Genomic DNA, 14,582 nt, shown 5'->3' on the forward strand with positions numbered 1-14,582 from the left:
ATTCAATAATTTTATTTATGCAGTATTTTTACACAAAATAAATAAGGAACTACATCAAAAATACTTTTGATACAGTCCCCGTGCACTTCATAGGTCCTACTATTTAAATGTATCTAGTTCCTTCTTCACAACTACTTAATTCTAATTCCGCGCTTGAAACTCTTGAATAAACCAATATCATCAGTTTGTAAAATCAAGCCTGAATAAATTTTGCCAACATAAGCCGTTAACCCAAATGTGCTAATTACTAAGATAAGCAGTGAAATAACAACTTGGCTTATCCCCGCACTGCCATCGATTATTCTGATAGGCATAAAAAACGACGAAAGAAATGGGATGAACGATAAGATCTTCACGACGATATTAGTCGGGTCTTGTCCGAACGCTAATGCACCAAAAAAACCGATCATTACAATATACAGTGCAGGTTGAGTCGCCTTAGTTGCATCTTCTGGCCGAACGACCAATGCTCCACAAAGCGCCGCCAACACTGTAAATAAAATAACCCCCAGAATAACGTAAACTAAACTTAAAGAACCCAAATTGGCAATTACCTTATCAACTAATTCCTTATTGTTATTAAAAATCTCTCTAGAGACCTCAAGCCGTGGAGCAAGACTATAGATTAGTCCCCCGCCGAATATATATATCAAAATTTGTGTCGCTATAACACAGAACATTCCGCCGATTTTGCCATAAAAATACTTTTGCGCAGGCATACTTGAAAAGATAATTTCCATAATTTTTGTTCCCTTTTCGGAAGCAATCTCTTGTGCAGTAGCCGATGTGTAAGTTATCAAGATAAAATACATTACAAAGATTAACAACATAAATGAAATTGTCTTGACCGCTTCTTGATCTTCCTTGCTAACCTTAACTTTTTGTTCCAGCTGTGGTTGAACAGCTAATAAACCAACTTGTTCTTCCGTCAACTTAGCTTTTTGAATATTAAGTACCTGTTGTTTTTTAGACAGGACCTGTAAAAACACCTTTTTTTCATCTTGTGTTAAGTGCTTCACGCCATGATAGGCTGCTGTAAGCCGTTCATTCTTCTGTTCGATTTTTAGATAACCTTTGATCTTCTCATCCTTTACAGCCTTTGTAGCTTGCCGGCTTGAAGCATACTTCGTTGTAACCGTGTCCTTATCTTGCTGTAATTCATGACGTAAAGCGGCATCGTTTGTAACGATTGCGACTTTATCATTATCCTGTCCCACTGAAGACGCCAGGTAACCCACTCCAAAGGAAATTAAAATGAAGATAAAAGGTGAAACAACCAGTATCAGAAAACTCCAAGCCTTAACTTGCCGCCGATAGGTTTCTTTAAGTACTATTCCAACTTGGCTCATTTACCCTCACCTGCTTTCAGCTTAAATATTTCGTTCAATGTTGGCGGCTGCTGATCAAAGGTTTGGACATACTCACCTTTAGTAATAGTTTTAAAAAGCTCTGCCCCATAATTTTCATCATCAATTTCCAACCGATAACCGCCAGTCTTAGTTGATGTAACCTTAGTAACATGTGCCAATTCCGCTAATTGAGACTCTGTCCAGCTTGACTTGACAAAAAGCCGCGTTAATCCAAAGCTGTTCCTAACAGTTTGAATATTACCATTTAAAACAACTTTTCCATCATTGATCATAATCAGATCATCGCATATTTCTTCAACATTCGTCATATCATGATCTGAAAAAATAATTGTTGCTCCTCTTTTTTTCTCATCTAAAATAATATTCTTTAAAAGGTCTGTATTCAGTGGGTCCAACCCGCTAAATGGTTCATCCAAAATAATCAACTGCGGTTCATGTAATAATGTACAGATTAATTGAATCTTCTGTTGGTTTCCTTTAGATAAGCTCTTGATCTTATCATCTGGCTTACCCTTAACCTGTAATTTCTTCAACCACACATCCAAACGTCGTTGCACTTCCTTGGTTGAAATTCCTTTAAGGTTCGACAAAAAACGAACTTGTTCAAAAACAGTCAGTTTAGGCATTAGACTGCGCTCTTCAGGCAGATAACCTATTTGCGGATAATCTTGTTCCGTTACTTTTTTGCCATTAAAGGTAATTTGACCTTCAAAGCCAACAAAGTTTAGGATACTATGAAAAATAGTCGTTTTACCTGATCCATTCTTACCAACTAAACCTGTAATCTGCCCACTTGTGACTGTAAAGTCAATTCCTTTCAAAACACGTTTATCCGAAAAGTTCTTATAAAGGTTGCTTACTTCAAGCATTTATTTCCTCCTTGATAACGCAGTAGTAATTAGTTTTGTGCTAACAACCAGCTGCTTTTTGTTTTTTTAATTATAGCATATATAATTTAACGTTATTTATTATTAATATTCTTGAAAAGAGTTCGTCTGACATTATTTAAGATTTCACTTTGTAAACTATTAAAAAAATAAGCTTGCCGATATGCAATACTCGTTACAAAATGTGGGGTGTCTTTATCTAATAGATCAACCTTGACAATATCATCTCGCATCGGGGTAATAACAGAAGTTAAAAACCCGATTCCAACTTCATCAGCAATCAAATTCATTAAGCTATGGGTTCCATTCGAACGAAAAACCACGTGCGGTCTAAAATGATTTCTGCGTGCTAAAGCATTAATCGCTTGATTATGTACAAAACCGTCCTTAAACAATACAAAGTCCTCTTTTTTTAAATCCGCAAAATAGACACTCTTTTTATTGGCTAGACGATGATTGCGCGAAACAAAAATACTAAAAGGCTGGCGATCAAACTCCTCTGTAACAATTTCTTCATCGCTTAACGAACCGATTGATCCTAGTAAAGCTAGATCAATTTCCCCCTTCCGTAGAGCATCAAGTGTGCGCATCGAACCATACTCCATCGTTTTTATTCTATCCAAGAGATTCTCAGCTTTTAATCTCCGGGCAATTAGTGGAAAATAATTATTTTCAATAATCGGCGGTAATCCTAGCACTAATTTCTTTTGTTTAATATTAGTTATTTCTATCTTGGTTAGTTGATAGTGTTTCAGCATTTGCCGTGCATGCAATAATAGTTGCTGCCCGCTATCAGTTATTAACAGTTGCCCATGTGCACGGTGACGGATAATCAGTTTAGTCTCTAATTCTTTTTCTAAACGTTGCAATGCAAAAGTAACACTTGGTTGGCTCACCTTGAATTCTTGAGCAACCTTTGAAAAGTTCTTTACCTCAGTCAGCCTTATAAAATACTCCATATCCCTCGTGTTCATTTTTTCCCTCCAAAAGTGCCGATCTAACAGTAAATTAAATTTCATTATAAGCAATACTTATTATGATACTATGTTTTGACTATAAAAATAACCTTCGTCTACGATAGAGTTAATCTAAAAAAGGGGAGTAATACTAGTGGGAATAAATATTATTAATGATCCATTTAAAAATAAAGGTACCGCCTTTACGAAGCAAGAACGAAAAGATCTTGGTTTGGAAGGCTTGCTTCCGCCATACGTTCAGACATTGGATGAACAAGTAAAACGTGTTTACGCTCAATTTCAAACTAAGTCTTCCAACCTTGAAAAAAGACTATTCTTAATGGAAATCTTTAATGAGAATAGAACTGTCTTCTTTAAAATGTTCAGTCAACATGTTGTCGAATTTATGCCAATTGTTTATGATCCAACGATTGCTGATACGATTGAAAATTACAGTGAACTTTTTGTCGATCCGCAAAATGCTGCTTTTTTGTCAATTGACGACCCTGAAGCGGTTAAAAATTCACTGCGTAACGCAGCCGACAAACGTAATATTCGCTTGATCGTTGTTACTGACGCTGAAGGTATCTTAGGAATCGGTGATTGGGGAACTAATGGTGTCGATATTGCTGTTGGTAAATTAATGGTTTATACAGTTGCTGCTGGGATCGATCCTAGTCAAGTTTTGCCGGTTGTTTTAGATACTGGTACAAATAACGAACGACTATTAAAAGATCCGCTATACTTCGGTAACCACCATAAACGTGTTGCAGGTCCTAAGTACTATGACTTTGTGGATCACTTTGTCAAGACAGCTGAAGAACTCTTCCCTAACTTATATCTTCACTTTGAGGATTTTGGGCGTGACAATGCAGCTAACTTACTCAATAAGTACAAGGATCAAATCACAACATTTAACGATGATATCCAAGGAACAGGCATCATTGTTCTAGCTGGGATTTTAGGCGCAATGAATATTTCCAAGCAAAAAATGACAGAACAAACATATCTCTGTTTCGGTGCAGGTACGGCTGGTGCAGGTATTACCAAACGTATTTACGATGAATTCTTGCAACAAGGGCTAACGGCAAAAGAAGCCCGAAAACATTTTTATATGGTTGATAAGCAGGGGCTATTATTCGATGATGATCCAACCCTGACCCCTGAACAGAAACCTTTCGCTCGTTCGCGCAGTGAATTCGCTAACGCAGCGGAATTAACTAACTTGGAAATGGCCGTTAAAGCTATTCATCCAACCATCTTAGTTGGAACTTCAACTCAGCCTGGCGCTTTCACTGAAAATGTCGTTAAAGAAATGGCAGCCCATACAGAACGTCCAATCATCTTCCCGCTCTCTAATCCAACCAAGCTAGCAGAAGCTAGGGCCGCTGATCTCTTAAAATGGTCAGAAGGACGTGCTCTTGTTGCAACTGGGATCCCAGTTGCAGACGTTAAATACAATGGGATAACTTATCAAATCGGTCAAGCTAATAATGCTTTAGTTTACCCAGGACTTGGGCTTGGTGTAATTGCATCAACTGCTTCATTATTAAACGATGAAATGATTTCAGCTGCTGCTCACTCACTAGGCGGTATCGTTGATCCGAATAAACCAGGAGCTTCTGTTCTACCACCTGTTTCTAAATTAAACGTCTTCTCAACCACTGTTGCTAAAGCTGTTGCAAATAGTGCTGTTGAACAAAAACTGACCCGGACTGAAATCACTGATGTTGACCAAGCAATTGCTGACACCAAATGGACGCCGCAGTACTAAGAAAGTGTGACATAATTGCGTATCACAAAAATAAATTATAAAAAATTCCTTTTCCCATTGATTATTGGACTGTTAATTTGGTTCTTAACGCCCTTTAAACCACTAGGTGTTTCAGTTGCCGCTTGGCATATGCTGGCGATCTTTGTCGCTACGATCATTGGCTGTATTACACAACCATTGCCAATTGGAGCTGTTGCTATCCTAGGCTTCACTATTACCGTGATTACTGGCGAAGTAGAGATCGAGACTGCGGTTGCTGGTTTTGGAAATGACAGTATCTGGCTGATCGCTATGGCCTTCTTCATTTCACGAGGATTTATCAAAACCGGGTTGGGCCGCCGGATCGCACTTATTTTCGTTAGACTATTTGGCAAGAAGACCTTGGGGCTCGCCTATTCATTAATTGGGGTTGATTTGATCTTAGCCCCCGCTACACCAAGTAATACTGCCAGAGCCGGTGGTATTATGTACCCGATCATTGACTCCTTATCGCGTTCCTTTGGCTCTAGCCCTGAAGATCAGACTGAAAGGAAAATTGGTTCTTTTCTAACTTTTGCTGAGTTTCACGGCAACATGATTACTTCTGCAATGTTTTTAACTGCGATGGCTGGTAATCCATTAGCACAATCTTTAGCTAAAGCTGCTCATGTTAACATCACATGGATGGGTTGGTTTTTAGCGGCACTTATCCCTGGAGCTATCTCATTAGTTGTCGTTCCATTCTTAATTTATAAACTTTATCCACCTCAAGTTAAGAAAACACCTAATGCTAAAAAATGGGCTGATGATCAACTAACCGCGATGGGACATATGTCTTTGGCAGAACGTTTTATGTCTGTTATTTTTATTGTTGCACTCGTTCTTTGGATTTCAGGCGGAACCTTCAAGATCGATGCGACATTAACAGCCTTTATTGCTTTGTCACTCCTCCTGCTTACTGGTGTACTATCATGGTCCGATATTCTGCAGGAAAAAGGTGCCTGGAATACTTTAACATGGTTTTCAATTCTTGTTATGATGGCTAACCAGTTGAACACTTTAGGGTTTATACCTTGGCTAAGCAAAACCATTTCAACTAGTTTACATGGTTTAAGCTGGCCAGTCGTTCTGGTTATTTTAATTCTATTTTATTTCTATTCACACTACCTTTTTGCAAGTGCAACTGCCCACGTCAGCGCTATGTATACTGCATTGCTAGGTGTTGCAGTTGCAGCGGGTGTTCCGCCGCTTTTAGGTGCTTTAATGCTCGGTTTCTTCGGCAATCTTTTCGCTTCAACAACACATTACAGTTCTGGTCCTGCACCAATCCTCTTTTCATCCGGCTACGTTCTTCAAAAAGACTGGTGGGCTTTAAATGCCGTCTTAGGAATCTTTTACTTAGTTATCTGGCTAGGTGTTGGAACGTTGTGGATGAAAATCATCGGTGTATTCTAGAAAAGTACGATACTATTCGACCTAAAATAATATCTTATTAAAGTAAAGGAGTTAAGCCTAAAAAATTTGGCTTAACTCCTTTACTTTATTTTTTGATCATTAACGCGAAAGTTCTTTGCTATTGTGAACCGGGCTTAAATTAAAGACATCTCTAGCGATCATCAGTTCTTCATTAGTTGGGATCATCAATAATTTAGCACTACTACCTTGAGCAGTGAAATCTAACTCATCTTCAGCGGTCCAACTACCCTCAGATGCTGCCAAGACATGCAGCGGTACTAATTTTTCGGCAATTCGTTCTCGCATAACCGCATCCTTTTCACCGATTCCACCAGTAAAAATAATTGCATCAGCTCCGCCTAACTCAAGCCAATAAGCACCAATATAATCAACGATCCGTTTTACAAATATATCAATTGCTAACTGTGCCTGCTGGTCAGTAGGTGCTTCTTTTTCTAGTGTTCGCATATCGTTGCTAAGTTCCGAAATGCCTCGCAGACCTGACTTTTTATTTAGAATAGTCAGACACTCATCAACATCCTTAATTACACCCTTATGCATAAGGTAAAAGAGTGCTGACGGATCAACATCTCCTGCGCGTGTACTCATTACTAGGCCGGTAACGGGTGAAAAACCCATGGAGGTATCAACACTTTTGCCCTTATCAATAGCAGTTACAGATGCACCTGCACCTAAATGCAGAGTAATCAACTTTAAAGAATCAAGTGGACGTCGCATCAAAGCTGCTGCCTGCATTGCAACGTAGCGGTGGCTAGTCCCATGTGCACCATATTTACGAACTTTTAATGTTCGATAATATTCATATGGCAGTGCATATAAGAAATTCTTTTTAGACATTGTAGCGTGAAATGCCGTATCAAAAACAGCTACTTGTCGAGCCTGAGGCAAAAGACGCTTAGTTGCCCGAATCCCCTTAGCATTAGCTGGATTATGCAGTGGTGCAAATTCAGCTAAATCTTCAATATCTTCCAAGACACTATCTGTAATTACAGTTGATTTCGTGAACTTCTCACCTCCTGCAACGATTCGGTGTCCAATCCCACTAATTTCAGCGAAATCATTAATCACATGATATTTCTTCAATAATTTAAGTGCCAATTCAATTGCTTCAGTATAATCAATTCCTGTGTCTAAGTGCAATTTTGTTTGAAAATTATCTTGTTTAAAAGTTATGTTACAATCATCAGCATTGATTGGATCAAATAGCATACTAACTAGGCTTTCCTCTAATGGCATCGCAAAAAGCCGAACCTTAAGTGTTGAACTTCCTGAATTAACAGCCAATATTTTTTCCATAGTTATTCCTCCAATAAATTTTGGAATTGTTATCAGTAATGTGATTTACTTCACAAATATAATAATAATCATTTTCACTATAATGTCAACCCTATAGATGCAATAAATATAAACAAATGTTTTTTGATACATAAGATTGGTTTTACAGCCTTTATTGTCCAAAAAAATAAAAGCAACCTATAATAAACTTTATTTAAGCGAAATAAAGTAATTGCCAAACAATTCACATTGATACTCATTCTAAAAAACTAACCTGTTGGTTATTCCAACAGGTTAGTTTCAGAGTACTTATTCTAAGTCCTTATTTTTTAACTTATGGTAGGATCACGAACAAACCAGCTCCTAAAATACCTCCCACAAGCGGTCCAACTATCGGAACCCAGCTATAAGCCCAATCAGAACCACCTTTATTTTGAATCGGTAAAATAGCGTGGGCTAAGCGTGGCCCTAAATCTCGGGCAGGGTTGATAGCATACCCCGTAGTTCCTCCAAGAGAAAGACCGATTACTATGATTAGAATTCCAACAATCACAGGATTCAATCCTGCAGTGAATTGACCTCGTGTAAACGCCAATAATGAAAAGACTAAGACGAATGTTCCAATAACTTCACTCATAAAATTAGCAAAATAACTTCGAATCGCTGGTCCAGTCGCGAAGGTCCCTAGAATTGCTGCTTCATCTTTAGTTGCTTTCCAATGCGGCCCGTAGTGAATCCAAACTAAGACAGCGCCTACAAACGCCCCCAGAATTTGCGCGATTGTGAATGGCAAAACCCCTGACCAGGGAAACTTGCCCGCAAGTGCCATTCCGATCGTAACTGCAGGATTAAGATGTGCTGGTCCTAGAAAAGCTGAGGTATAGATTCCCATTGTTACAGCGAATCCCCAGCCAAATGAGATCGCCACCCAACCAGCACCATTGGCCTTAGATTTACTCAAACTAACACCAGCAACAACACCATCACCCAATAGTACTAAAACAAAGGTTCCGATAAATTCTCCTAATGCTTGAATTGGAATACTATTCATCTTTGTCACCTACCCTATCAATTGTTTTTGTTTGCTTTTTTTGAGATAGTCTAATCTAGTTTCTGCAAGTGTCTGTTCCAACTGTTGTTGCATTTTACTTTTTTCTGTACTCGACCAACGTAAAATCACAGCCATTTCTTCAATAATTGCTTCTTTTATTGCCTCTAACTGATCAGCGTGGAAGAGCATATGGTTCGTTCGTCGCAATAGATAGTCAACAGGTGTTAACGTCATTTCTTCCGTAACTGCGTAGTAGATGCTGAGACGTTCGGCCAGATCAAGTTTTGATTCTTTGTCAGTTCGGACCTTATTAATATTTGAAATAACACGTGGTGTATTCGACCCATATCGATTAGCAAGTTCAAGTGCCCGTTTTTCAGGTATCCCTTTTTCTTCCGTTATTGTTTTATAGAATGCCATTGTATCTTCAACATTAGTCGGGTCAAAATGTCCACCAGAAACTTGTAGTTTTTTAGAATCAATTTCACTACTTGCAATCCCATAATAATCTTGCAGCATTTTCTTAATTACACGTAATGCTCCAGCTGCCATCTTTCGATAATCAGTTATTTTACCACCTGACAAAGTAATTAGACGATTCTCACCAACATCAAGCGATGAACCACGTGAGACTTGTGAAGCTGACAGTTCAGTCTCTACTCGGGCTGTTTTCAGTTGACTAATGGCCTGTTCAACATCTGCACGTGCTGCTTCATTTCTATTGAATGAAGCAACTGTTTTCAGTAAATGTGCAAAACTTTCTTCAGATACTTTACCAGTGTTAGCCCCGCCACCATTGTAGTCTGAACTGCTATTACCAGCTATCAACGGCCGCAACCCCGCCCAGCTGGCTTCAATATCAGTTAGTGTAAGTGCAGCATTTGGGAAATGTTTGTTAATTGCTTTCAAGAGATAAGTTACATCTTCTTGTTCAACCCGTGGATGACGGTAATTACCATGATAATCAGTATCTGTCGTCCCAAAATACGTCTTCCCTTCGCGTGGAACAACAAAGATCATTCGCCCATCACCCATACCTGAGTCAAAGTAAGTGGGTTGTGGAACCACCAAACGTTCTTCGTCAACTACAAGATGGATCCCCTTAGTAGGACGCATCCGAGGAATATTGCTCTTATCTTCATTATGTGCAAAAATCTTGTCGACCCATGGACCAGTAGTATTGATTACCAGTTTGGCATGAATAATGAATTCTTCACCTGTCAATTCATCCCGTGCCTTTACCCCATTAATCGTTCCATCAACGTCATACTCTGGAGCAACGGCTTTTACACGACTGACCATAATTCCGCCTAATGCGTGAGCTTCTTTGATATTTTCAATAACAAGTCTGGAATCATTATTAACGTAATCAAGATAGACTCCTGCACCAAGTAATTTATCTTGTTTGATTCCCGGTTCTCTTTGGATCACTTCATCTTTGTCAATCGTATAGTTAGCGTATTTAGTTCCTTCAACACCAGCTAATCGATCATAGAGATCCATTGCGACCTTTAGACTGAACATATTAAAAGTTGAGGATGAGTCATCATAAATTGGTAGTAGCATGGGAAAGGGACGGGGAATATGCGGGGCTATCCCCTGCACAACTGCTCTTTCCTTAACTGTATCCGAAACTACTTCAACGTCGAAAGTCTTTAGGTAACGCAAACCACCGTGTACCAATTTAGTTGAGCGTGAACTAGTTCCTTCGGCAAAATCCTGCATCTCAATCAAACCTGTTTTAATACCTGCAGCTGTAGCCTGCACCGCCACACCAGCACCTGTTATTCCTCCCCCAAGTACTAATAGATCAATGTTTTCATTTTGCAAGCGCTTAACGTTTTTTGAACGTGTTTCACCTGAGAATGTCATTTACTTCTGCCTTCTTTCTAATCATCTTCATTTTCTGGTCTAAATTTAAACATTTGTGTTGCTTTGACCGCACTTTTCCAGCCCATATAAAGGTTCTCGCGCTTTTCTTGTCCCATCTTAGGTTCAAAAGTCCTACCTACTTCAAAAATTTGCTGAAGCTCATCAGTATTTTTCCAAAATCCGACTGCGAGTCCTGCCAAAAAGGCTGCTCCTATCGCCGTTGTTTCAAGATTTTTGGCTCTTTCGATCGGAATATCTAGCAAATCAGCTTGAAATTGCATTAAATAATTATTATTAGCCGCACCACCGTCAACACGTAAGGCTGGAATCTTGATCCCGGTGTCCTTATTCATCGTATCAACAACATCTCGTGTCTGGTAAGATAGCGCTTGTAGAGTTGCTTTGATAAAGTCTTCTCGAGTTGTTCCACGAGTTAGGCCAAAAACTGCTCCACGTGCTTCACTATCCCAATATGGAGCACCCAACCCAGTAAAAGCAGGAACAACGTAAACTTCATCCCGACTTTTTGAAGTAAGTGCTGCTTCTTCTGAATCGGGTGCAGTCCGTAGCATCTTCATGCTATCCCGTAACCATTGCAAAGCCGAGCCAGCCACAAAGACTGAACCTTCGAGCGCATAGGTCACTTTGCCGTTGATCGAATAGCCGATAGTTGTCAATAAATCATTTTGCGAGAGTGTTAACTCCGAGCCGGTGTTCATCACAATAAACGATCCGGTACCATAAGTATTTTTAACCATTCCCTTTTTCAATGCCAACTGACCAAACAAGGCAGCCTGCTGATCACCAGCCATCCCTGCGATTGGAATAGAGCTACCGTAGAAATGATATTCTTTTGTTTTACCATAGACCTCTGAATTCCCCTTGACTTCTGGCAGCATTAACCGAGGGATATTCAATAATTCTAAAATCTCTTGATCCCAGTCCAAGTCATGGATGTTAAAAAGCATCGTTCGACAGGCATTCGTATAGTCCGTTACATGGGCATCACCACCGGTTAGTTTCCAAACGAGCCATGTATCAACCGTCCCAAAGAGCAGTTCTCCTTTTTCTGCCCTTTCCTGAGCACCCGGAACTTGATCTAAAATCCATCTGACCTTAGTTGCTGAAAAATACGCATCTACAACTAAACCTGTTTTTTGGTGAATCATTTCTGCTTTGCCATCATGCTTCAGTTTTTCAGCTAGTTCGTTACTTTGCCGTGACTGCCAGACAACTGCGTTATAGATTGGTAAACCTGTCTTCTTTTCCCAAACAACTGTTGTTTCACGCTGATTAGTAATACCAATTCCCTCAATTTGATTAGGATGGATCCCAGAATCAATAAAAGCCGTTGCAACTGTTGATAAGACTGCATTCCAGATTTCATTTGCATTATGCTCCACCCAGCCTGGATGTGGAAAAAGCTGTGTAAACTCTTTCTGTGAATCAGCGACTTTTTTTCCTTCATGATCAAAAATAATTGCTCTTGTACTGGTTGTTCCTTCATCGATCGCCATTACATATGACTCAGTCATTAATAATTCCCCCTATAGCCTAAAATAATTTAGGTTGTTTAATAATCGCACGCTTTTTGTATGCGCTATCATAATAATTTAAGTTTTGCACAATATTTATTTTTATTCAACTTATTTGTCTTATTGTGACTTGATTATCAGTTTTTTCTTAGTTTAGTTTAATCTAAAATAAAATAAAACAGACCCCAAGTCAAAAGATAACCTTTGAAACCTTTATCATAAAAAAATACCTCCAAAGCTAAAGTTTTTACTTTAACTTCGAAGGTATAGGTCACTTAGTGTTTGTTTTATATAATTATTTGTAGTTACTACCCCAGCATTTAATCCTTAAAGACTGGCACTTATTAGCATACTTTTTCTTATGCATGCCGATAAACATAATAATATGGTTTATCATCATATTGCCAGTAACTGTAGTACGAAAGATCTTGAATAGCAGTATTTCGTTGCCCGTTTGTCCAATAACAAGTCGAAATAAACTTAGCTAGTGTATTAGGTGAACCCATGTAACCTGGTGAAGAAATAATTCCGGTATGCCCTGCGCCACCACTACTTGCACCACGCCTACCCCAGATAATAACATCACCACGCTGCACATTTATCGGATGATCCTGGGAGACTAGTTTGAAACCATTGCTTAGCAAATATCCATGTAAGCTATCAGTATTGTAGCCACCCCATCTTCTAGCCCACGACGCTGGCGTTCCTAAACCTGCACTCCATAAAGCCTGCGTTACTGAACCAGAACAATCAGCCGTCCCATCACGACCATTACGTGATCCCATCATTGAATAAGTAATGTGATTTTCACGTTCATAGAACCAATTTAGAGCACGCTCAACGATTCCTTTACCACCGGTCACTGCACCGGTTCCAGGTCTAAAATAATAGTGGACCCCATCTATTGTTCTGGGACCATACTGCATCTGACCGCTATTATTGTAGTAGACCGCCTTATGCTGGTTAGGGATATAACAAAAGCCTACCTGGACCGCGCCCGTATTGCCATCTAAAAGATACCAGTATCCCTTAATATGCTGTTGTCCATATTGCATCTGACCATTATCAGCATAGTGGACCGTCTTATGTTGGTTACCAATATACTGAAAACCGGTTTCCATTGCACCGGTATGACCATCAAATAAATACCAGTGACCATTCAAATGCTGTTGTCCATATTGCATTTGACCATTATTATTGTAATCGACTGTTTTATGTTGGTCACTGATATACTGGAAATTAGTTTTCATTGCACCGGTATTATTATCGAATAAGTACCAGTGACCATTTAGGTATTGCTGTCCATACTGCATCTGACCATTGTTTGCATAGTGGACCGTCTTATGTTGGTTACCGATATACTGGAAATTAGTTTTCATTGCGCCAGTATTGTTGTCAAATAAGTACCAGTGGTTATTCAGCTGCTGCTGCCCATACTGCATCTGACCTCTACCATTATAATCAACCGTTTTATGCTGATTACTGATATATTGAAAGCCTGTCTTCATTGCACCGGTAGCGTAGTCAAATAAATACCAATATTTATTCAGATATTGCTGTCCATACTGCATCTGACCATTATTACTATAGTAAACGGTCTTATTCTGCTCCTTAATCTTTTGAAAACCAGTTAGATATTTATTTGTTAATGTATCCGTCAAATACCAATGACCATTTGTATAGACTTGTTTATATGTATGTTGCTTTGGCTGTACATTTTTAGGCTTATCATTAACAGTTGGCTGTACGTTATTCTTCTCAGTTTCTGTTGCTGGCGCAGCTGTGGATTGTTGCGGCTGGTTAACAGCTGCCTTAACTATCTTAGCGGTTGTGTTTGAATTAGATGCCTGATCTGTCGCTACTTTCACACTTGAATTTGTTTTTTCATTGACTGTCGTCGTTTCTGCTGTCTTTGAGTTTGTCTGTTCTTTGACCGTATCTGAGCTACTTACAGCACTTGTTGTCACTGATGACTTAGCTGTATTCGAAGCTGCCGTCGTAGACTGACTGTTTTCTTCGACCGTAGTGCTTGCTGTTGTAGCTTGATCAGCTGTTCTAACTACTGCTTTAGTGTCCGTTGTTTTAGCTCGCATACTACTACTTTGGGCACTATCATTTTTAACAGTGGTAACTACTGCTTTGCTTTCAGCAGGAACTGTATCAGCTGAAACTACCGCATCACCGAGCATCAGCCCTGCAGCGGCCGCCAAAGTCATGACTGAAGCAAAAAACCAACTTTTACCAGCTTTATACATCTTATAATGCTTTTTACCAGACATCATTGCTTAAAATTTCCCCCATCTTTCTTCAACATAAAATTATAAATTTTACTCACCATATCTAATATTATCGCTTAAATTTATTTATTTTAAACAGTTTTAGCTTAAAAAAATAAAAAAATATTTTG

At 39.1% G+C, this 14,582-nt stretch carries 10 protein-coding genes; 2 read left to right on the forward strand and 8 right to left on the reverse strand.

What is annotated here, in order from left to right; all coding sequences use genetic code 11:
• Positions 1-131: 131 nt before the first annotated feature.
• From FC81_RS09005 to FC81_RS09015, 3 genes are all read right to left on the reverse strand, one after another.
• Positions 132-1,349 (reverse strand): ABC transporter permease, encoded by a 1,218-nt coding sequence (locus FC81_RS09005; protein WP_057745974.1) that lies wholly within the window; start codon positions 1,347-1,349, stop codon positions 132-134.
• Positions 1,346-2,239 (reverse strand): ABC transporter ATP-binding protein, encoded by an 894-nt coding sequence (locus FC81_RS09010; protein WP_057745977.1) that lies wholly within the window; start codon positions 2,237-2,239, stop codon positions 1,346-1,348. Before FC81_RS09010 ends, FC81_RS09005 begins: the two co-directional genes overlap by 4 nt.
• A 92-nt stretch (positions 2,240-2,331) precedes the next feature.
• Positions 2,332-3,231 carry a LysR family transcriptional regulator gene (locus FC81_RS09015; protein WP_057745980.1) on the reverse strand — a complete coding sequence of 300 codons (900 nt, stop codon included), beginning with the start codon at positions 3,229-3,231 and terminating at the stop codon, positions 2,332-2,334.
• Between the two features lie 136 nt (positions 3,232-3,367).
• Between FC81_RS09015 and FC81_RS09020 the strand changes: the two genes are divergently transcribed.
• Positions 3,368-4,987: a malolactic enzyme gene (locus FC81_RS09020; protein WP_057745983.1), complete on the forward strand. Its 1,620-nt coding sequence runs from the start codon at positions 3,368-3,370 to the stop codon at positions 4,985-4,987.
• Positions 4,988-5,002: 15 nt separating this feature from the next.
• Complete coding sequence (locus FC81_RS09025) at positions 5,003-6,421, forward strand: anion permease (RefSeq protein ID WP_083478805.1); 1,419 nt, start codon at positions 5,003-5,005, stop codon at positions 6,419-6,421.
• A gap of 99 nt (positions 6,422-6,520) precedes the next feature.
• On the opposite strand, the gene FC81_RS09030 is transcribed toward FC81_RS09025, so the two are convergent.
• The 5 genes from FC81_RS09030 to FC81_RS09050 all read right to left on the reverse strand — a co-directional run bounded on the left by FC81_RS09030 (position 6,521) and on the right by FC81_RS09050 (position 14,457).
• Positions 6,521-7,738 (reverse strand): acetate/propionate family kinase, encoded by a 1,218-nt coding sequence (locus tag FC81_RS09030; protein ID WP_057745986.1) that lies wholly within the window; start codon positions 7,736-7,738, stop codon positions 6,521-6,523.
• Positions 7,739-8,051: 313 nt separating this feature from the next.
• Positions 8,052-8,768, reverse strand: coding sequence for an MIP/aquaporin family protein (locus FC81_RS09035; RefSeq protein WP_057745989.1), 717 nt, complete (start codon positions 8,766-8,768; stop codon positions 8,052-8,054).
• Between the two features lie 9 nt (positions 8,769-8,777).
• The gene (gene glpO / locus FC81_RS09040; protein WP_057745992.1) at positions 8,778-10,640 is read right to left on the reverse strand and encodes a type 1 glycerol-3-phosphate oxidase; all 1,863 of its coding nucleotides are present in this window, start codon (positions 10,638-10,640) and stop codon (positions 8,778-8,780) included.
• 17 nt (positions 10,641-10,657) lie between these two features.
• A complete protein-coding gene (glpK, locus tag FC81_RS09045; protein ID WP_057745994.1) occupies positions 10,658-12,175 on the reverse strand; it encodes a glycerol kinase GlpK in 1,518 nt (505 codons plus the stop codon).
• Between the two features lie 359 nt (positions 12,176-12,534).
• Complete coding sequence (locus tag FC81_RS09050; RefSeq protein WP_057745997.1) at positions 12,535-14,457, reverse strand: peptidoglycan amidohydrolase family protein; 1,923 nt, start codon at positions 14,455-14,457, stop codon at positions 12,535-12,537.
• Positions 14,458-14,582 lie beyond the last annotated feature (125 nt).

The sequence above is a fragment of the Liquorilactobacillus capillatus DSM 19910 genome (assembly GCF_001434915.1).
Lineage (GTDB): Bacteria > Bacillota > Bacilli > Lactobacillales > Lactobacillaceae > Liquorilactobacillus > Liquorilactobacillus capillatus.

Excerpts from the sequence above, each read along its gene's own strand:
- FC81_RS09005 (WP_057745974.1), bottom strand. The coding sequence starts at position 1,349 with ATGAGCCAAGTTGGAATAGTACTTAAAGAAACCTATCGGCGGCAAGTT.
- FC81_RS09010 (WP_057745977.1), bottom strand. The coding sequence starts at position 2,239 with ATGCTTGAAGTAAGCAACCTTTATAAGAACTTTTCGGATAAACGTGTT.
- FC81_RS09015 (WP_057745980.1), bottom strand. The coding sequence starts at position 3,231 with ATGAACACGAGGGATATGGAGTATTTTATAAGGCTGACTGAGGTAAAG.
- FC81_RS09030 (WP_057745986.1), bottom strand. The coding sequence starts at position 7,738 with ATGGAAAAAATATTGGCTGTTAATTCAGGAAGTTCAACACTTAAGGTT.
- FC81_RS09035 (WP_057745989.1), bottom strand. The coding sequence starts at position 8,768 with ATGAATAGTATTCCAATTCAAGCATTAGGAGAATTTATCGGAACCTTT.
- glpO (WP_057745992.1), bottom strand. The coding sequence starts at position 10,640 with ATGACATTCTCAGGTGAAACACGTTCAAAAAACGTTAAGCGCTTGCAA.
- glpK (WP_057745994.1), bottom strand. The coding sequence starts at position 12,175 with ATGACTGAGTCATATGTAATGGCGATCGATGAAGGAACAACCAGTACA.
- FC81_RS09050 (WP_057745997.1), bottom strand. The coding sequence starts at position 14,457 with ATGATGTCTGGTAAAAAGCATTATAAGATGTATAAAGCTGGTAAAAGT.